Here is a 19,857-nt window from a genome sequence, read left to right as displayed (position 1 = left end):
ACTGAAATAATTCAATGAATTGAGGTATTTGTCTCTGAATATCTTTGGTGATACCAGGACAAACGCCCACACGAATTACCTGATCAAATTTTTAAAGAGCATCGAAACGAGGCGCACATCTTACCAGCCTCGATCCCGTTGTCAAGCACCGTTTTTGGCAGTGCTGAGTGATTCGAGAAACCAGGATCACTCTCTTAGCCTGACTGTTTTCGCTGATCACTTCAGACTCTTAAGAATCAAAAAGTGTTTATTTATCAGCGAGTTATCAGTGCTAAGCTTTCAACCGGAGCCAACGTCGCCGTTGGTGGAGGCGCATTATAGAGATCCCTGACTGAGCGTCAACCCCTCTTTTTCATTTTTTTCAAATTGGGGATGAAAATGCTGAATATCGACTACTTCCACCTGTTCAGCACTTAAATGACAAGGAAAAAATACTTTGGCCACTCGAGCGAAACGCTCCGGGCCATCGGTCACCATAAAGTGAATTTTTCCCTGTTGCTGCGTAGCTAAGCGCAATTCATGCTGGCGTAGCAGTTGATCACACTCTGCTGCCGCAGTAGCAGCAGAGTCTACTAAAACAACACGCTCACCAACTACACGCTGTATCGCCTGCTTTAAAACCGGGAAGTGCGTGCAGCCTAACACCAGCGCATCTAACTCTGGCGCTGCTTTAAGGGGAGCTAGGTAACGCTCAATAATGGCTTCAACCAGGTCACCTTCCACCCACCCTTCTTCCGCTAACGCAACAAAAAGAGAACAGGCCACACTACTCACCCTGGCATCCTGACGCAGCTGGGTAATCGCTCGAGTATAGGCTCCTCCTTGGATTGTTCCTTCCGTGGCAATGACCCCCAGATGCCCACTTTTACTCATCTGGCAACCCACCTTGGCTCCAGGTTCAATCACCCCCAGTACTGGCAACTGCGTAAAGCGTGCACGTAGTGTGTCCATTGCTGCTGCTGAGGCTGTATTACAGGCGACCACAATGGCTTTCACACGCCGAGATAGCAGCGCCAATACGGCCTGCTCCGCATAACGCTGCACTGAGAGCGCACTCTTAGTGCCATAGGGAACACGCGCGGTATCCCCCAAATAAAGCAGGTTTTCGTTTGGCATTTGCTCATGCAATGCACGTAAGACTGTCAGCCCCCCTACCCCAGAGTCAAAGACACCAATAGGGCGCGCATCTAGGCTTTCCATATAATCAGCCCTTGTTTTCCCGGCGTTTAATGTTACGCACCAAACGGCGCTGACGTGCTTGTTCACGCACCTGTCGTGCCGTCAGTTTCTTGGGCTTATCAGCAAAGGGGTTAGCACCACTACGGAACTCAAAGCGTACTGGGGTGCCTTTAATTGACAAAATATCAGCAAAGCGATTTTCCAAATAACGCTTGTAAGAGCTGGGCAGTTCATCCGTCATGCTGCCATGAACAATAAACAACGGCGGGTTTGAACCACCCTGGTGAGCATAACGCAGCTTGATACGGCGACCGCGAACCATAGGAGGCTGGTGATCCTGCACACAGTCCTGCAACAATTTGGTCAGTCGATTAGTAGACCACTTACTCATTGCAGACTCATAGGCTTGGTCAACCGACTTATATAGATCCCCTACCGCCGTACCATGCAATGCAGAGATAAAGTGCAAGTCCGCAAAATGCGTAAAGGTCAGGCGACGATCAAGCTGTCGACGGACTTCATCCTTTTGCTCTTGCGTCATGCCATCCCACTTATTAACGGCAATCACCAGAGCACGACCCGACTCCAGCACAAAGCCCAGCAGGTGAAGATCCTGTTCACTGATACCTTCCCGTGCATCTAATACGCAAACCACAACATGGGCATCACGTATTGCTTGCAGGGTTTTAATGATGGAGAACTTCTCAATCGCTTCATGGATGCTCTTACGGCGACGCACCCCAGCAGTATCAATTAGCGTGTAATCTTTACCGTGGCGCTCGTAAGGGATGTAAATCGAGTCTCGGGTCGTGCCGGCGTGGTCATATACCACTACACGATCCTCGCCCAACATGCGGTTTACCAAGGTAGACTTACCAACATTAGGGCGACCAACAACCGAAATACGAATCCCTTTAGACTGCAGCTCAACCTGAGCTTCTTGCTCTTCTAATATTGGATAGCCCGCCAGTACCTCTTCGATCATCGAGGTCACACCACGGCCATGAGCAGCTGCGATGGGTAGCGCTTGCAAGCCAAGGGCATAAAAATCCCCCATCGCCACATCGGGATCCAAACCATCAGTCTTGTTGACGACCACCCAGGCCGTTTTGCCCTGACGGCGCAGATGCTGCGCGATCATTTCATCCGCCGGATTAAGCCCAGCCCGGCCATCCACCATTAGCAGCACCACATCCGCTTCTTCAATCGCTAACAGCGACTGTCCAGCCATCACCGCATCAATGCCGTCTTCATTACCACTGATCCCACCTGTGTCCACCACGATAAATCCGTGGCTACCCACCCGACCTTCACCATACTTGCGATCACGGGTCACGCCTGGCATATCGGCTACCAAAGCATCATTGGAGCGCGTCAGGCGGTTAAAAAGCGTAGATTTGCCCACATTTGGGCGCCCGACCAGAGCGACTACAGGAATCATTGCTATTACCAAATAAAGTTAGAAACACAAACGGCCGTCAGATGACGGCCGCTGCCAGGCATCTGCATACTAATATGTCAGTGCCTCTAAACGTCCACTGTTGCCTAGCACATAGAGTACGTTATCAATGACTTTCATTTCGCCATTCACCCCTGCACTATCGACCCGATGACGCGCTAAAAAACGGCCGTCAAAACGAGACATGACATGGATATATCCCTCGAAATCCGCGACTGCCAGTACATCCCCCCACACAACGGGTGTACCCAAACGGCGGAATTTCAAGTCATCCTGCTGCCATAAGCTGTTGCCATTATAACGATCCAGTGCTACGACAGAGCCGGTATCAGTCACGGCGTATACTGCAGAATCATCTACCGCTACTCCGCGAGCAGTCGACAAGGCTTTACTCCACAACGGACGACCTGTCGCTGCCTCCAGCGCAGTGAGATGTCCCTGGTAAGTACCGGAGTACAGCACGTTATCCATAAATGCAGGACGCCCCTGGGCATCCACTACCCGATCAAGCTCTGAGCGCCCTTGCGCCAGCGTCAAACGCTGCTCCCAAATCACGCCGCCGTTGTCATTGCGTAACGCCACCATTTTGCCACTGGCAAAGTTAGCAATAGTGGCATTATTAAATACCAAAGGCGCTGGTGTGCCACGCAGTGTCAGCACTGGCAAATTACTGTCATAGCGCCAGAGCAGGCTGCCGTCTTCCGCGCTATAGGCAATGAGGGTGCCATCAATAAACTGCACCATCACTTCCCGAGCATTGGCTGCTGGCGAAGATAGAATCTCGGTATGCACATCAACTCGCCACTGCAAGTCACCTGTTGCGGAGTTCAGCGCCAATAACTCTCCATCCAGGGTTCCCAGAAACAATGAGCTCTGGTTACCACCTACTCCGCCACCAATGCGCACATCCAAGTCAGTCCGCCAAATTGCTTTACCGGTCTGAATATCAAAGGCGAATACCTGCCCCTGCGCATCGGCCGCATAGACATGCTCATCGTCAATGCCTGGCTCCAAACTTAACCAGCCCTTACCATTGCCTTGCCCTGCAGAGGCACGCCACTGGGTTTTCAATTGCAAACTCGGTGCAAAACTCACCAGTTCACTAGGCTCATCTTCAGGCTCAGCCGCCCACCAGGTGGATACGGTGCTACAACCACTTAATCCCAGCGCTAAACCCAATGCCAACCCTGCTTTCAGCCACTGCATATTAGGCTCCCTCTACCACCGCTAAATCATCCAATTTCATGGACAATAAAGCCGACTGTCGACCGGACTGTTGATACAGTTCTAACGCTTGCTGATAAGCGGCGCGCGCATCAGCTGTTTTGGATTGCTTTAATAGGATATCGCCACGCAACTCCGCCGCATCTGCCGCGTAAATTCCAGCATCGGCAGGTAGCGCAGCCAAAGCAGCATCTAATGCCTCTTGCGCTAAATGAATACGAGCCAAACGCAAGGACGCCACAATTTTCAATTCAGCTTCGGCGGGCTGCTGTAATACCCACTCCAGCTCTGCTTGAGCTTCAGCCCACTTCTGTTGCTCTGCATAGCCTTTAGCCATAAGCAAGGCAGCAAACTGAGCATAAGCAGTATCGGCATAGTCAGTACGCAATTGGCTAGCATAATGAACCAAGCTTGCTTGCTGCTGTTCATCCCCACTCTGCTCTGCCTGAATACTGGCTTGCAACAAACTTTGATAGAGCGCTGATGCTGTTCCAGCATAGGCCGCCTGGCGGTCCTGCCATGCCTTCCAACCGAAGGTACCCACCACCGCTAAACCTACCCCCCAAATCAGGGATTGGCCGTTCTTTTTCCACCACTGTTTAATCAGCTCAAGCTGTTCTTCTTCTGTACGCAGTTCGCTCACGCGTCACTCCTTAATTGAGCTTAGCCATAGCTTGGCGGATGGCATCTGCAAAGTCTGCTTCCGCTAGAGTTTGAGGTTGTCCATCGACCCAAAGAGTTCCATTCAAGGCGCCATCTTGCTCTTTTACTAAAAGCACTAAAGCAGCCCCTACTTGCTGGGCCTTGGTATTAATATTCTTTAAGCCTGCGCAGTGCAGGCGGATACGTACACCAGGCAAGGCTGAACGCAGCTGTTCGGTTAGCGCAACTAGACGAGACTGCAGCCCCTTATGTTCAGCAGCGACATACAGATCCAGTAAAGAAGCTTGTTGTGCCGGCATAGCCGCTAGCGTTTGCAACAGCAGCACCAAACGCTCAACCCCCATGGCAAAGCCAGACGCAGGGGTAGGTTTGCCCCCTAACTGACTCACCAGCCCATCATAGCGTCCGCCACCACATACCGTACCTTGAGCTCCCAACGCGGTTGTCACCCACTCGAATACGGTACGGTTGTAATAATCCAATCCCCGCACCAAACGGTTATTCAACGTATAGCGAACACCATTTGCATCCAGAATGGCGCACAGTTCAGCAAAGTGCTGCTTCGACTCTTCATCTAAAAAGTCTTGAAGTTTAGGCGCATCAACCAGCAAGCTTTGTGTATGTGGATCTTTAGAGTCCAACACACGCAGCGGATTAGTGTGTAAGCGACGCTGGCTGTCTTCGTCCAGCTCCGCCTGGTAAGGCAATAGATAATCAATCAGTGCCTGACGATACTGCTGACGCGCATCAATATCGCCAAGTGAATTCAGCTGTAACTCAAGATGCGGCAAAATTCCCAGCTCACGCCACAGCCGTGCTGTTAGTAGAATTAGCTCAGCATCAACATCGGCTCCGGCCATACCGAAGGTTTCCACCCCGATTTGGTGGAACTGACGATAGCGGCCTTTCTGTGGCTTTTCATAACGAAACATCGGGCCTTGGTACCACAGACGTTGATTCTGGTTAAATAGCAAACCATGCTCTTCGCCTGCACGCACACAGCCAGCCGTGCCCTCTGGACGCAAGGTCAAGCTCTCGTTATTGCGATCTTCGAAGGTGTACATTTCCTTCTCAACCACATCAGTTGCTTCGCCAATAGAGCGCTTGAATAAATGGGTGTACTCCACGATAGGCAGGCGAATTTCATTGTAGCCATAGGCATCCAACACCTGCTTAACCTTCGACTCTAAAAACTGCCACCAACGCGCATCCTGCGGCAGTACATCATTCATCCCACGAATGGCTTGAATCTTCGCCAAAATATCACTCCATCACAGATCAAGGCAGTGACAAACGCACCACATCACGGCCATCATAACCACTTAAGTCAACGGCTTTACCGTCTAACAAAATCGTATCAATCCCTGGTAGATAGCCCGCCACAATACGAATCGGGCCTTTTAAATCCAGTTCAACAACGTCACCCGCTGACTTGATCGCCGCCACATGCTTACGACCATTGCCATCCTGTATCTGGAACCAGCAATCGGCTTTAAAGGTCACTCTTACTCGATGCATACCTGCCGCTAGCTCTGGCGGAGGTGGCGTTGTATCAACTGGCTGTGTGCCAGGCACCACGTTATTAGCAGGGCCATTCAGCGTTGGTGATTCTGTCACCCCTGGGCTTAAATCTTCCTGAGGCAGAGCCAGGGGCTCCGCCTTAACAGCGGCAGGGGCGGCAGTAACTGTCCCCGTCAACGGTGCCACTGTAGGTGCAACAGGATTAAGTGCTGCAGTCGATTCCTCAGTGATGGGTGTCACCGTTGCCACGGGCGCTGATACATCACTATCACTGTTATTAGCGCTACCCACTTCCAGACTGTTTGACTGCAATGCCACTTCCGGTTGATTCACTTGGGGCGGTTCGTCATTCACCACTGTTTCAGCCGAGTTCAGCACCACTACTGGTTGCTCTGCGGGATCATTAAGAATGATCTGCTGCTCACCGTCTAAGGTCGAGACGGTAATTTTATCCAGCAAAGAAGTGAATAACTCTGATGGGGAGTTCAGGTGATATTGTTCTTTCCACCACAGCAATGTCAGCAAGACCAACCCACCTACGAACAACGCAGTAAACCAGCGCATCAGCGGATCAGTTAAGCGAGCCTGCCGCTTGACTCGACTCACGGTCCGAATAACAGGCTCTTCACTTGGCTGAGTTTGCTGCAACATCGCCTCATAAGGCTGAAGCCAGTAATCTGGCTGCATCCCAAGTAGTTTGGCGTAACCTTTGATGTAGCCGCGGACAAAAGGAGGTTTAGGCAAACGAGAGAAGTCACCTGCCTCCAGTGCCTGCACATAAAAACGGGTAAGGTGTAGCTGGCGTGCCACATCATCCAGACTCAGGCCACGCTCTTCACGCAACTGCTGAAAACGAGCCCCATTGAACCCCGGGAATACCTCTTCCTGGTTTAACTGTTGAGTCTCACTCACATGAACGTCCTCAGGGTGTCTGTTTTTCCGCCCAGCTACTCAGCTCCGACATCATGGCGGTATTGCCAGTACGTTCGGCGATTAAGCGCCCCAGTGCCAGCGTATCACGGGTGTGGGCGGCATAGCCTTGAGAGACTAGACGATGAAAATAATTATAGTGAACCACTGCCTGCTGAAAATCTTCAGCTTTGACATCAACCTGTGCTAAGGCAAACCAAAGACGGGCAGATAATGGCGAGAACTTAACCGCGCGATTGTAGTGTTGTTTCGCCTGTTCAAGATCGCCCTGCATTAAAGCACAACGGCCCAGGTTTTCAAAAGCCTGGGCCCGTTGGGGATAGAGAGGATCCTTAGCAGAGATAGCAACCTGGGCACAGGCTTCGTCAATACGCCCCCGAGTAAAGAGGAAGGCACCGTAGTTATTACGCAGTCGAGCATCTTGCGGATAGCGCTCTAATGCCTGCGTGAACTCTTGCTCCGCCAACTCATACTCACCCTGCACGCCAAACATCATGCCCCAAGCGTTATATACATCAGGGTGCGTAGGGGCAATCTGCCGCGCTCGTTGCAATGGCCGCAATGCCTGCTCTGGATAACCACTTTCAAGATAACCCAGCCCCAACTCCAAATAAGCCTGCAGCGCCCTGCTTTGCTCATCGCTCAACTGGTTACTGGCTTGGCTACGGACAGCAGCGCCCTGGTTGGCACAGCCTACCATCAACAACATTATCCCCACTGCCATCCATGCCCGCACAGTTTCACCTCGTTACTTTAGATACCCTGGCTTTCGCGCACTGTCTGCGATTCATCCACCAGTTTAATATAGCGCTCACTGCGTCGAGTGCGATCCGCCACCTGACCAACCAGCTGCCCACAGGCAGCATCAATGTCATCACCACGGGTGGTGCGGACCGTTGTCACATAACCCGCAGCAGTCAATGCCTCCTGAAAAGCACGAATATCAGCTGCAGTTGGCCGCTCATAACCAGAGTTGGGGAAGGGATTAAAAGGAATCAGATTCAACTTACAGGGCAAACGACGCAGTAATTTTGCCAACTCTTTAGCATGCTGGGGCTGATCATTCACCCCTCTTAACAGGGTATATTCCACCGTCACAACACGCTTATCATCACACTTACGCAGATAGTTGTTGCAGGCTTCAATCACGCTATCAATCGGGTATTTGCGATTGATGGGCACCAGCTTATTGCGCAGCTCATCATTAGGCGCATGAAGAGATAACGCCAGGGACACATCAATAACATCTCCCAGCTTATCAATCATGGGCACCACCCCTGCGGTGCTAAGCGTCACCCGGCGCTTGGACAAGCCATAGGCGTTGTCTTCCATCATCAGGCTCATCGCATCCACAACAGGATCAAAATTCATTAAAGGCTCACCCATTCCCATCATCACCACATTGGTGACACGGCGATCACCAGCAGGGTCAAAGGGGCCAAAAGAGCGAATCGCCACTCGCAGCTGGCCAATAATCTCCGCTGCACTTAGGTTACGGTTAAAACCCTGTTTGCCTGTCGAGCAAAAACTGCAATCCAATGAGCAACCAACCTGAGAAGAAACACATAAAGTTGCTCGATCACCATCGGGAATCAAAACCGTTTCAACCGAGTTATTACCCGCGACCTGAACCACCCATTTACGGGTGCCATCCGCTGAATAATGTTGAAACAACACTTCCGGATCACGAATCTCAGCCACTTCATTCAGCTTGGCTCTTAGTCCTTTGCTGATGTCGGTCATCTCATCAAAGGAGACAGCGCCACGCTGATGGATCCACTTGAGGACTTGCACGGCACGGAATTTTTTCTCCCCAATTTCTGTAAAAAAAGCTTCCAGCTTAGGGAGCGAATAACCGAGCAAATTAACTTTAGATTCAGGCTGAGTCATAGTACTTCACACTTAACAAAAGAGTGGGCGGGATCACCCCGCCCTGTCACTACTATTACTTACCGAAGAAGTAAGCAATTTCGCGCTCTGCAGACGCTGCAGAGTCAGAACCGTGAACGGCGTTAGCATCGATAGACTCGGCAAAGTCATGACGCAGAGTACCAGCAGCCGCTTCTTTAGGGTTGGTCGCACCCATGATTTGACGATTCTTCGCAATGGCGTTTTCGCCTTCCAGAACAGAAACCAGCACAGGACCAGAAGTCATAAAGTCAACCAGATCCTTGAAGAAACCGCGCTCTTTGTGCTCAGCGTAGAAGCCTTCAGCCTTTTCACGAGACAGAGTCTGCATCTGAGCTTCAACGATTTTCAGGCCAGCACGCTCAAAACGCGCCAGGATTTCACCGACTACGTTTTTCTTAACTGCATCAGGCTTGATGATGGACAGAGTACGCTCGAGAGCCATTGTATTCTCCAATTGGTTTAAAAGAGCATGTTGAGTAAAACGGGAATTATACGATAGGCCAACCACCCTGAGTAGGCCCAGACCGCAGCAACACACAAAAGCAGCGATCAGAAACAACAGAGCCCGCCGAAGCGAGCCCTGTTTGGCAAACTTGCTAACGATGTTCCGGCAACCTTTATGGCTATGCTTTAGCAACACACTTGAAACAGACAGGCATTAGTAAAGCCCCTTGCACTCCAGCTTCCAGCTATCGCACAGCCCTGCTCATTAAGGATTAGCGCGCCTCTTCCATCCAAGCCGCCTGAATCGCCTCCAGGATTTTCTCGTTGGAATGGTTAGGATCATCATCAAAACCATCCAGCTCACATACCCAGCGATGCAAGTCAGTAAAGCGAATATACTGCGGATCCACCTCGGGATGCGCCTCATACAACTCGATCGCAATATCCTGAACATCAATCCACTTCATCATTCACCTCAATGCTTTTCAGAGGCGTGATTGAGAGTATATTTTGGCAGCTCAACCACCAAATCTGTCTCTCCCACCACTGCCTGACAGCTTAAACGTGACTCTGGTTCCAGCCCCCAGGCCTTGTCGAGCATATCCTCTTCTAACTCATCCGCTTCATTTAATGAGCTAAAACCTTCACGTACGATCACATGACAAGTAGTGCAGGCGCAGGACTTTTCACAGGCATGCTCAATTTCAATCCCGTGACGCAACGCCGCATCACAGATCGTCACACCTGGCTCAACGTCAATAACTTTCCCTTCCGGGCACACTTCCTCATGGGGCAGAAAAATAATCTGTGTCATAGCTACCTCAAAACTCGTCAACCCGGTGCCCTTGCAAAGCAAGGCGAACACTCTTGTCCATTCGGCGAGCAGCAAAATACTCACTTGCATCAGCTAACTGCTGCACACCTGCGGCCAAAGCTTTATGGTCTCCGCCGTTATACAGCTCACGCAGTTTGCTCATTTGCTGCTGCAGCTGTTCCAGCTCACTACCACACAACAGCTCCGCATCGTCACGCAGGGCAGCTTCCAGCGATTCCAACAACCGCGCCGCCTCCACCTGTTGCTCACGCAGTGCACGCGCAGCCATATCTTCTTCCGCATGAGCAAAAGAAGATTGCAGCATCGTGGCAATCTCATCTTCAGCCAAGCCATAGGATGGCTTCACTTCAATACGGCTTTCCACCCCCGTTGACTGCTCCCGAGCCGATACACTCAACAACCCATCCGCATCGACCTGAAAGGTAACGCGAATACGCGCCGCGCCAGCCGCCATGGGTGGAATACCACGCAATTCAAAACGGGCAAGCGAACGGCAATCACTGACCAATTCACGCTCCCCCTGGAGCACATGAATCATCATCGCCGTCTGACCATCCTTAAAGGTGGTAAAATCCTGCGCCTTGGCAACCGGAATAACAGTATTACGGGCAATCACTCGCTCAACCAAACCACCATAGGTTTCCAGCCCCAATGACAGCGGGATCACATCCAACAACAGCATTTCGCCATCGCGCTTATTGCCCACCAACACATCAGCTTGAATAGCTGCTCCCAGCGCCACCACTTGGTCTGGATCAATCGAGGTCAGGGGTTCACAAGCAAAAAACTGTCCCACCTGCTCACGTACATAAAGCGTACGGGTTGAGCCACCAACCATAACGACCTGCTGTACCTCTTCAACGCTCAACTCTGCATCACGCAAAGCTTTACGGCAGGCACGCAGAGTACGCTTCAGCAGAGGATCGATTAGTTCAGCAAACTGGGTACGGCTCAAGCGCCCCTGCCAGGAGCCTTGCTCACAGGCAAAGCTAAGCACCACCTCTTCTTGCTCAGCCAAGGCTTCTTTCGCCTGACAAGCGATACCTTGTAACTCGCGCCAACGACTACCATCCAGGCTATCTGCCGACCAACCAGCCTGCTGTAACACCCAATGCGCAACTGCCATATCAAAGTCATCACCACCTAAGGCGCTATCACCTCCGGTAGCCATCACTTCAAACACGCCTTTATGTAAACGCAGAATGGAGATATCAAAGGTCCCTCCACCCAGGTCATACACCGCGATCACACCTTCAGCTTGCTGATCAAGACCATAGGCGACAGCAGCTGCAGTCGGCTCATTAAGCAGGCGCAAAACATGCAATCCCGCCAGGCGAGCAGCATCTTTGGTTGCCTGACGTTGAGCATCGTCAAAATAAGCCGGAACGGTAATGACCACTCCATCCAGCTCTCCGCCCAAACTTTCCTGTGCACGCTCTGCCAGCTCTTTCAAAATTTCTGCAGACACCTGCACTGGACTAATGCGCCCTTGACGCGTCAGCAGATACGGCAAACCGTTATCACCCTTTTCTAGCTGATAAGGTAAGCGCAAACCTGCCTCCAGCACGTCTTGATAACCACGCCCCATCAGACGCTTGACCGAAACCACCGTTTGACTGGCGTCCTCCACTCGCGCGGCTTTGGCCTCATAACCTACTACCACCCCCTGCTCGGCATAGCGAACAACGGAAGGCAGCATCGGCCGCCCAAGAGCATCAGGTAACACCTGAGGTTCACCACTGCGCAAGGCTGCGACAAGGGAGTTAGTTGTTCCCAGGTCAATACCCACCGCACGCTTGCGCGCATGCGGCTGAGGGGTTTGTCCAGGCTCAGATATCTGCAATAGCACTCTGAAATCCTTACATCGGGTTAGTCGTCAAGCCGCTCTTCTAGCTCTGCCACTTCGTCCAACAATTTATGCACAAACTGCAGCTGACGCAGACACTGCTCTGCTTGCGGCCATTGCTGCACTTGCCAGGCTGCAACGAAGCTTTGATACAGCCTAGCCTGCTCCGCCTTGGCCTCAACACTGAGCTGATCAAGCGCCTGCCAGGGATCATCGCTATGCTCAGCATCCGCCAGTGCCTCTCGCCACTCCATCTGCTGCATCAGAAAATGACGATCCTTAGTAGTCTGACTGTCTCCAGCGAGGGAATGTCCACTCAATTCGAGCAAATACTGTGCACGACGCAGAGGAGACTTGAGCGTCGCATAGGCTTCGTTGACAAAGGTGGTGTATTGCAAAGACAGACGCCGTTGCTGATCAGTAGCAGCGGCATGACGATCTGGATGGAGTTGTTTCTGTAGCTCCTGGTAGCGCTGACTTAGCGCCACCAGGTCTACCTCAAAGGCACGGGGCAGCTCAAAGAGTAGGAAGTAATCCTGCCGAAAGTCCATAGCCTTCTCTATTTGATCAAACGTTGAAGCTTTCGCCGCAGCCGCACTCGGAACGCACGTTGGGGTTATTGAACTTAAAGCCCTCATTGAGGCCTTCGCGCACATAATCCAACTCAGTACCTTCCAGATAGCTCAGGCTCTTGGGATCAACGAAGATTTTCACCGGACCACTCTCAAACACCTGGTCTTCACTGTCTGCTTCGTCAACAAACTCAAGGACATAAGCCATTCCGGAGCAGCCTGAAGTCCGCACACCCAGGCGAATACCCGCTCCATGACCACGCTTTTCCAAATAGCGTGCCACGTGGCGTTCAGCCGCCGCTGTCATGCTCACTCCCATAGAAACCTTCTCCTCTCACACCCCTAAATTCAGCTAGAGTGCTTCTTTTGATAGTCTTCAATGGCAGCCTTGATCGCATCCTCTGCCAATACAGAACAGTGGATTTTTACCGGCGGCAACGCCAGCTCTTCCGCAATCGAGGTATTCTTGATGTTAGCCGCCTGCTCCAGAGTCATTCCTTTCATCCACTCTGTTACTAAAGAGCTAGAAGCAATGGCAGAGCCACATCCATAAGTTTTGAACTTGGCATCCTCGATTACACCATCATCGCTGACTTTGATCTGTAGACGCATCACGTCACCACAAGCAGGAGCACCAACCATGCCAGTACCGACATGGGGATCGTTGGCATCCATCTTGCCGACGTTACGCGGATTTTCGTAGTGGTCGATAACCTTTTCACTGTAAGCCATAACAGCTCTCCTCAAATTCGCTAACAGGCAGCTTAGTGGTGAGCCCACTCGACCTTACTCAGGTCAACGCCATCTTTATACATATCCCACAACGGTGACAGCTCACGCAGTTTGTCGACCGCTTTATGAATCAGGCTGGCCGCATAGTCCACTTCTTCAATTGTGGTAAAGCGTCCAAAACCAAAACGGATAGAACTGTGCGCCAGTTCATCGTTCAGCCCCAAGGCCCGCAGCACGTAAGAAGGCTCCAGGCTGGCAGAGGTACAGGCAGAACCAGAAGACACCGCCAGATCCTTCAACGACATCAGCAGGGACTCACCTTCAACATAAGCAAAGCTTACATTCAGGTTGCCTTTCACCCGCTGTTCGATATCGCCGTTGACGTACACCGCCTCAATATCCTTGATTTGATTCCAGAAACGGTCACGCAGCATTTGCAGGTGAGCGTTATCTTTTTCCATATCTTCTTTAGCAATACGGTAGGCTTCACCCATACCCACGATTTGATGGGTCGGCAAAGTACCAGAGCGCATACCACGCTCATGACCACCGCCATGCATTTGCGCTTCAATCCGTACCCGAGGCTTACGGCGCACATACAGCGCACCAATCCCCTTCGGGCCATAAACCTTATGTGCAGTAAGAGACATCAGATCAATCTGCATGTCTTCTAAGTTAACAGGTAGCTTGCCAACACTCTGGGCCGCATCCACATGCAACAACACACCCTTGGCACGAGTAATGGCGCCGATGGCAGCCACATCTGTGATGGTGCCAATTTCATTATTAACGTGCATCAGGGTCACCAGAATGGTGTCATCCCGCAGCGCTTCTGCCACCGCCTCAGGCTCAATCAACCCTTTGCTGTTAGGTGTCAGGTAAGTTACCTCAAAGCCCTCGCGCTCCAACTGACGACAGGAGTCCAAGGTAGCTTTGTGCTCAATCTTAGAGGTAATAATGTGCTTACCTTTCTTCTGGTAGAAGTGCGCCACCCCTTTGATCGCCAGGTTACTGGCTTCCGTTGCACCAGAGGTCCACACGATCTCGCGGGGATCAGCACCGATCAAGTCCGCCACATGCTGGCGCGCAGTCTCAACCGCTTCCTCAGCTTTCCAACCAAACACATGGGAGCGTGAGGCCGGGTTGCCGAAGATGCCATCCATCGTCAGACATTCCACCATCTTTTCCGCCACACGCGGATCAACAGGAGTTGTAGACTGATAATCAAGAAAAATGGGTAACTTCATCGCTTCTCTCCAGGGCTTCACCCTTAGCTACAGCGTTCACGGTTTATGTCAGCCGACGGCAATACGGTTCAGCTGCCCGTGCCGCTCAAGATGGCGCCTATCCTGACGCTCTGCAACAACCTGCACATCCCGCCTGGCCACCAAATCGGCCAGACTGATACCACTTAAAAAAGAGTGAATTTGCTCACTGAGATCACACCAGAGATGATGAGTCAGACAGGTTTCCCCATGACTCTGACACCCACCACCTCCACCGCAACCGGTGGCGTCTACGGTCTCATTAACCGCATCAATCACCTGCGCCACATATATTGCTTCCAGACCGCGACTTAACTGATACCCCCCACCAGGTCCGCGCACGCTCTTTACTAAGCCATGACGGCGCAACTTGGCGAAAAGTTGCTCAAGGTAGGATAAAGAGATACCCTGGCGATCCGATATATCCGCCAGACTGGTTGGCCCCTTGCCAACATGCAAGGCCAAATCCAGCATAGCGGTTACGGCATAACGCCCTTTGGTTGTCAGTCGCATCCGAAGCACTCCTGGCCACAGTCTTTGATGGCGACCATTATGCTATTCCCGACTAAATTGATCAAGTATATATCCTAGCTAATTAGTCGGATTTACCCTTAAGTGGCTTTTGCGCCGCCGTCAAAATACCACGCAACACATTCACCTCAACCTGATCCAAACGTGCCCGCATAAAGAGCCGACGCAGACGCGGCATCAATTGGCGAGGGTTGTGCGGATCAAGAAAATCAATATCGATCAGCGCCTGCTCCAGATGAACAAAAAAGCGCTCCACCTCATCGGATGTAGCTAACTTAATATCCCAATCTACTCCCCAATAAGGCGCCTCCACCTCAGCATCCGCCAATTGACGCATACGCAATTCATAGCTGAGCACCTGCACCGCAGCCGCCACATTTAAAGAGCTGAAGTCAGGATTAGTGGGAATGTGCACATGAAACTGGCACTTGTGCAGCTCCTCATTAGTCAATCCCCTGTCTTCACGACCGAACACCAGAGCCACCTCAGCCGACTGAGCTTCTTTAGCAGCTTGCGCTGCCGCCTCATGGGGATTGAGCAGCGGCCAAGGGATATGACGGGAGCGCGCACTGGTACCTATCACCAGCTGACAATCTGCAATCGCCTCATCCAGCGTGGCCACAACCCGTGCCTGCTGCAGAATATCTGTCGCTCCAGAGCTCATCGCATCCGCCTCAGGACTCGGAAAGATCTTAGGCTCCACTAATACCAGCTGACTTAACCCCATGGTTTTCATCGCGCGCGCCGCTGCACCGATGTTTCCAGGATGAGTTGTATTCACTAAAACAATGCGAATCTTGTCCAGCATGCAGGCCTCTCCAAAACGAGGCGCGAATTGTAGCAAACTAAAGGTAAATTTGCGCCCCGTCCTTTATACCCCCAAAGAATATTCTGATATAATTCCGCGCTTGTCCTGACACTAGAGCCGGTATATTGCTGCCATGCAACCAATGTTGAATATCGCACTGCGGGCTGCACGCATTGCTTCTGAAAACCTCGCCCGCGCCCTTGAGCGCCTTGACCTGATTCAATCAGAGGGCCAAGACGTCAATAAGTTTGTAGCGGAGACCTGCGAACGCGCAGAACAAAGCATCGCTCGCACTATTGTCAAAGCCTATCCTCAGCACGCCATCTACGGACGTCAAAGCGGCAAACTGCACACTGCAGAACAAAGCAGCCGCGAACAGCACATTGACACCGAATGGCACATTCTGCCTTTAGATGGCTGGTTGAATTACAGCCGTGGCTTACCGAACTTCTGCCTGGCTTTGATCGCCAAACAAAAAGGCAAAGTTGAGCATGCCCTGGTTATCAACCCCATGACTGGCGAAGAGTTCACTGCCAGCCGCGGTCGAGGCGCTCAACTCAATGGTCGCCGCATTCGCGTTGGTAAAGTTGCTCAGCTGGATGGCGCCCTGATTGGCCACACCTTTGATAACAGTATCAGCAACCGTCACTTGCTAACGCATTTCCTTGATATGCAAAAGCAGCTGTTAATGAGCAATGCCAATCTGCACCATGGCGGCAGCCCCTTGCTGGAAATGGCCAACTTGGCTGCTGGTCGCCTAGACGCAGTGGTACTGCTAAACCTCAATGAACTCGAACTGGAAGCCGGCGCCATGCTGCTCCAAGAGTGCGGCGCACTACTGGGAGATATCCAGGGTAATCCAAGTTATCGCCAGCGCGGCCATCTACTGGCTGCCAATGCCAAACTGTTCAAACAGATTGTGCAACAGCTGCAGAACGTTAGCCTTAGCTAGCCCCAACCCAGCATCAAAAAAGGGCCTCGCGCCCTTTTTTTTTGTGCCCCGCTTTCAACCTGCCCGCACTAACTCGCCAAAACTACCAATAAAAATGGGAGCCGCAGCCCCCACTTTTATCGATACCCTAGCTATCTATACCTTATTAACAAGGCAACATCCCGCTCCCGCTAGGGCGCATCATCCACTAATTCTTCTTTAGGCGGCGGCAGCAAATCCTCACGACGCACATTCAAGTACACCAGCAAACTCGCCGCCACATAGACCGAGGAGTAAGTCCCCACACCAATCCCCACCAACAGCGCCAAAGCAAAGCCATGGATCATTTCGCCACCGAACAAGAATAGCGCCAATACAACCAACAAGGTCGTACCTGAGGTAATAGTGGTGCGCCCTAAGGTATCCGTCATCGCCGTATTGATTACCTCAATTGGCTCAGACTTACGCATTTTGCGGAAATTCTCACGAATACGGTCAGCCACCACGATAGAGTCGTTCAACGAATAACCTATCACCGCCAACACCGCAGCCAATACGGTCAAATCGAAATCCCAACGCAGCAGGGCAAACACCCCTAGCACTACGATTACGTCATGCGCCAGCGCCAATACCGCCGCCAGGGCGAACTTAAACTGGAAACGTGCCGCCACATACAGCATGACCATCCCCAGCGCCAGCAACATCCCCAAGCCTCCCTGCTCACGCAGTTCATCTCCGACCTGGGCACCAACAAACTCAGTACGCTTGATCGTAACCTGGGCCCCATCCTGGGAAAGCGCTGCCAGAACCTGCTCACCCACTTGTGCCGAGTGCCCTTCTCCCAGGCGCACCATCACATCGCGGGCCGAACCAAAGTTCTGCACCACCGCATCGTTGAAACCGGCTTCTTTTAGCTGCTGGCGCACCTCGTCCAAAGGCTGATCTGCCGCAAACTCCACTTCCACCAGCGTACCGCCAGTAAAGTCGAGGCCATAATGCAGACCATTTATTCCTAGCAGCAGCACCGCACCCAGAGTCAACACCAGCGAGATCGCTGCGCACAGATGGCGCAGCTTCATAAAGTCGATGACGCGAGTCGGTTGTTTCGTTTTAGCCATTACCGAACTCCTTTACTAAATACCGGCCAAATGGGTAGGTCATTCAACTTGCGCCCACCGAAGCTCAAGTTAATCAGAGCGCGTCCCACCACCAAGGCGGTAAACATAGAGGTGAGAATGCCGATCGACAGGGTCACCGCAAAGCCTTTCACCGGCCCCGAGCCCAGCGCGAACAGTATCACCCCTACCAACAGGGTCGTCAGGTTGGAGTCCAGAATGGTGGTAAAGGCACGTTCAAAGCCTGCATGAATAGCCAACTGTACCGGCGCCTTGTTTTGCAGCTCCTCTTTAATCCTTGAGAAGATCAACACGTTGGCATCCACCGCCATACCGATAGTCAGCACAATACCCGCTATTCCAGGCAAGGTCAGGGTAAACGACAACATCGACATCACAGAGATCAGAATCGCAATATTGACCAACAACGCCACATTAGCGATCAGACCAAAGGTGCGGTAGAACACGAACATAAAGAACACCACCAGCGCCAGGCCAATCTGCGCTGACATAAAGCCCATTTCGATATTCTTCTGCCCCAAGCTCGGCCCGACGGTACGCTCTTCCACAATATAAACCGGCGCCGCCAGCGAACCCGCACGCAGCAGCAGTGCTAACTCAGATGCCTCAGCCGCACTGTCCAATCCGGTAATACGGAAGCTGTTCCCCAGCGCAGTCTGAATGGTCGCCAAACTGATAATCGACTTCTCCACATAGGGAATACGCTTATCAATCAGCTCGCCATTCTCCACCACCTGTTCGGTACGAGTTTTATGCTCAATAAAGAGCACCGCCATCCGCCGTTTCACCGCATTACGGGTGACACGATTCATCAACTTACCGCCGGCGGAATCCAGATTCACGTTAACCTGTGATTGGCCATTCTCATCAAAAGATGAGGAAGCACTGGAGACATTATTACCGGTGATAATAATGTCACGCTCCAACAAAGATTCCTGATTGGGATTGGCGCGGAAGGGAAAACGCTCGGTGGTTCCAGGCGCCGCATCCAACGTAGCCTCTAAGCGGAACTCCAGGTTGGCGGTAGCCCCCAACACTCGCTTAGCTGCCGCCGTATCCTGCACACCAGGCAACTGCACCACAATGCGGTTACGCCCCTGACGCTGCACCAAAGGCTCCGCCACTCCCAACTCGTTTACCCGGTTACGGATAGTGGTCAGGTTTTGCTGAATCGCATAATCCTCAATTTCACGTACTTTTTGTTCGTTGAGGGTCACATTCAGCTCAAAGTCTTCGCTCTCGACAGCACTAACCAAAAACTCACTGTAGTCTTTATTCAGTAGCTTAATCGCCTCATCCCGATCAGCCTGATCACGGAAGCGAATCTGCAAACTGCCGTCACTTTCATTGTGACTGACACTGCGGTAACGCAATTTGGCATCGCGCAGCTTGGTTTTAATTTCTGCCACGTAAATATCAAGACGCTGACTGACCGCCTGAGCCATATCCACTTCCATCAGGAAGTGCACACCACCACGCAGATCCAAGCCCAGCTTCATCGGCCCCGCCCCTAGATCCACCAACCACTGCGGGGTTGTGGGCGCCAAATTAAGGGCCACCACGTAATTCTGCCCTAGGGCTTTAGCGGCCAGGTCACGGGCCAGCAGCTGATCTTCACTATTGCGCAAGCGCACCAGCAGACTCTGTCCATCTACTGTTGCCTCACTGCCTTTCAACTCTAAACCCTGAGCAGTTAACGCAGTTTCGACTTGTTTAAGGGCACGCTCATCCACCTGCTGACCAGAACGGCTAGCACTAATTTGAATGGCGTAATCATCGGGATACAGGTTAGGGGCGGCATAGAGCCCCGCAACGCACAATACAACCAAAATAAGGATGTATTTCCACAGAGGATAGCGGTTTAACATGA

General features: G+C 52.0%; 21 protein-coding genes. 1 reads left to right on the top strand and 20 read right to left on the bottom strand.

Annotated elements, in window-relative coordinates:
• Positions 1 to 315 precede the first annotated feature (315 nt).
• From murI to trmJ, 18 genes are all read right to left on the bottom strand, one after another.
• Positions 316 to 1,200 carry a glutamate racemase gene (murI, locus tag Q334_RS19730; protein WP_051527914.1) on the bottom strand — a complete coding sequence of 295 codons (885 nt, stop codon included), beginning with the start codon at positions 1,198 to 1,200 and terminating at the stop codon, positions 316 to 318.
• Positions 1,201 to 1,204: 4 nt separating this feature from the next.
• Complete coding sequence (der, locus tag Q334_RS0117385) at positions 1,205 to 2,620, bottom strand: ribosome biogenesis GTPase Der (protein ID WP_027314319.1); 1,416 nt, start codon at positions 2,618 to 2,620, stop codon at positions 1,205 to 1,207.
• A gap of 69 nt (positions 2,621 to 2,689) precedes the next feature.
• Positions 2,690 to 3,844 (bottom strand): outer membrane protein assembly factor BamB, encoded by a 1,155-nt coding sequence (gene bamB, locus Q334_RS0117380; protein ID WP_027314318.1) that lies wholly within the window; start codon positions 3,842 to 3,844, stop codon positions 2,690 to 2,692.
• 1 nt (position 3,845) lies between these two features.
• The gene (locus tag Q334_RS0117375; RefSeq protein WP_027314317.1) at positions 3,846 to 4,505 is read right to left on the bottom strand and encodes a YfgM family protein; all 660 of its coding nucleotides are present in this window, start codon (positions 4,503 to 4,505) and stop codon (positions 3,846 to 3,848) included.
• Positions 4,506 to 4,515: 10 nt separating this feature from the next.
• A complete protein-coding gene (gene hisS, locus Q334_RS0117370) occupies positions 4,516 to 5,757 on the bottom strand; it encodes a histidine--tRNA ligase (protein WP_035461888.1) in 1,242 nt (413 codons plus the stop codon).
• Between the two features lie 46 nt (positions 5,758 to 5,803).
• Positions 5,804 to 6,958: a RodZ domain-containing protein gene (locus tag Q334_RS0117365; protein WP_027314315.1), complete on the bottom strand. Its 1,155-nt coding sequence runs from the start codon at positions 6,956 to 6,958 to the stop codon at positions 5,804 to 5,806.
• Between the two features lie 10 nt (positions 6,959 to 6,968).
• Positions 6,969 to 7,685, bottom strand: a complete 717-nt coding sequence (gene pilW, locus Q334_RS19725; protein WP_051527913.1) for a type IV pilus biogenesis/stability protein PilW — start codon at positions 7,683 to 7,685, stop codon at positions 6,969 to 6,971.
• A gap of 44 nt (positions 7,686 to 7,729) precedes the next feature.
• Complete coding sequence (gene rlmN / locus Q334_RS0117355) at positions 7,730 to 8,866, bottom strand: 23S rRNA (adenine(2503)-C(2))-methyltransferase RlmN (RefSeq protein WP_027314314.1); 1,137 nt, start codon at positions 8,864 to 8,866, stop codon at positions 7,730 to 7,732.
• Positions 8,867 to 8,921: 55 nt separating this feature from the next.
• A complete protein-coding gene (gene ndk / locus Q334_RS0117350; RefSeq protein WP_027314313.1) occupies positions 8,922 to 9,329 on the bottom strand; it encodes a nucleoside-diphosphate kinase in 408 nt (135 codons plus the stop codon).
• Between the two features lie 274 nt (positions 9,330 to 9,603).
• A complete protein-coding gene (gene iscX / locus Q334_RS0117345) occupies positions 9,604 to 9,798 on the bottom strand; it encodes a Fe-S cluster assembly protein IscX (protein WP_027314312.1) in 195 nt (64 codons plus the stop codon).
• A gap of 8 nt (positions 9,799 to 9,806) precedes the next feature.
• Positions 9,807 to 10,145 (bottom strand): ISC system 2Fe-2S type ferredoxin, encoded by a 339-nt coding sequence (gene fdx / locus Q334_RS0117340; RefSeq protein ID WP_027314311.1) that lies wholly within the window; start codon positions 10,143 to 10,145, stop codon positions 9,807 to 9,809.
• A gap of 7 nt (positions 10,146 to 10,152) precedes the next feature.
• The gene (gene hscA / locus Q334_RS0117335; protein ID WP_027314310.1) at positions 10,153 to 12,015 is read right to left on the bottom strand and encodes a Fe-S protein assembly chaperone HscA; all 1,863 of its coding nucleotides are present in this window, start codon (positions 12,013 to 12,015) and stop codon (positions 10,153 to 10,155) included.
• Between the two features lie 20 nt (positions 12,016 to 12,035).
• Positions 12,036 to 12,563, bottom strand: coding sequence for a Fe-S protein assembly co-chaperone HscB (hscB, locus tag Q334_RS0117330; protein ID WP_027314309.1), 528 nt, complete (start codon positions 12,561 to 12,563; stop codon positions 12,036 to 12,038).
• A gap of 16 nt (positions 12,564 to 12,579) precedes the next feature.
• Positions 12,580 to 12,903, bottom strand: coding sequence for an iron-sulfur cluster assembly protein IscA (iscA, locus tag Q334_RS0117325; protein WP_027314308.1), 324 nt, complete (start codon positions 12,901 to 12,903; stop codon positions 12,580 to 12,582).
• A gap of 29 nt (positions 12,904 to 12,932) precedes the next feature.
• Positions 12,933 to 13,316, bottom strand: coding sequence for a Fe-S cluster assembly scaffold IscU (gene iscU, locus Q334_RS0117320; RefSeq protein WP_027314307.1), 384 nt, complete (start codon positions 13,314 to 13,316; stop codon positions 12,933 to 12,935).
• 32 nt (positions 13,317 to 13,348) lie between these two features.
• The gene (locus Q334_RS0117315; protein WP_027314306.1) at positions 13,349 to 14,563 is read right to left on the bottom strand and encodes an IscS subfamily cysteine desulfurase; all 1,215 of its coding nucleotides are present in this window, start codon (positions 14,561 to 14,563) and stop codon (positions 13,349 to 13,351) included.
• 48 nt (positions 14,564 to 14,611) lie between these two features.
• A complete protein-coding gene (gene iscR, locus Q334_RS0117310) occupies positions 14,612 to 15,094 on the bottom strand; it encodes a Fe-S cluster assembly transcriptional regulator IscR (RefSeq protein ID WP_027314305.1) in 483 nt (160 codons plus the stop codon).
• An 82-nt stretch (positions 15,095 to 15,176) separates the two neighbouring features.
• Positions 15,177 to 15,920: a tRNA (cytosine(32)/uridine(32)-2'-O)-methyltransferase TrmJ gene (gene trmJ / locus Q334_RS0117305; RefSeq protein WP_027314304.1), complete on the bottom strand. Its 744-nt coding sequence runs from the start codon at positions 15,918 to 15,920 to the stop codon at positions 15,177 to 15,179.
• 133 nt (positions 15,921 to 16,053) lie between these two features.
• Between trmJ and Q334_RS0117300 the strand changes: the two genes are divergently transcribed.
• Complete coding sequence (locus Q334_RS0117300) at positions 16,054 to 16,872, top strand: inositol monophosphatase family protein (RefSeq protein WP_035461887.1); 819 nt, start codon at positions 16,054 to 16,056, stop codon at positions 16,870 to 16,872.
• A 170-nt stretch (positions 16,873 to 17,042) separates the two neighbouring features.
• On the opposite strand, the gene secF is transcribed toward Q334_RS0117300, so the two are convergent.
• Complete coding sequence (gene secF, locus Q334_RS0117295; RefSeq protein ID WP_027314302.1) at positions 17,043 to 17,969, bottom strand: protein translocase subunit SecF; 927 nt, start codon at positions 17,967 to 17,969, stop codon at positions 17,043 to 17,045.
• Positions 17,969 to 19,855 (bottom strand): protein translocase subunit SecD, encoded by a 1,887-nt coding sequence (gene secD / locus Q334_RS0117290; protein WP_027314301.1) that lies wholly within the window; start codon positions 19,853 to 19,855, stop codon positions 17,969 to 17,971. Before secD ends, secF begins: the two co-directional genes overlap by 1 nt.
• Between the last annotated feature and the right edge of the window lie 2 nt (positions 19,856 to 19,857).

Origin of the sequence: Balneatrix alpica DSM 16621 (genome assembly GCF_000619885.1) — a bacterium.
Taxonomy (GTDB): domain Bacteria; phylum Pseudomonadota; class Gammaproteobacteria; order Pseudomonadales; family Balneatricaceae; genus Balneatrix; species Balneatrix alpica.
Note: the sequence above shows the minus strand (reverse complement) of the source record. Positions and strands in the feature narration are given on the sequence as shown.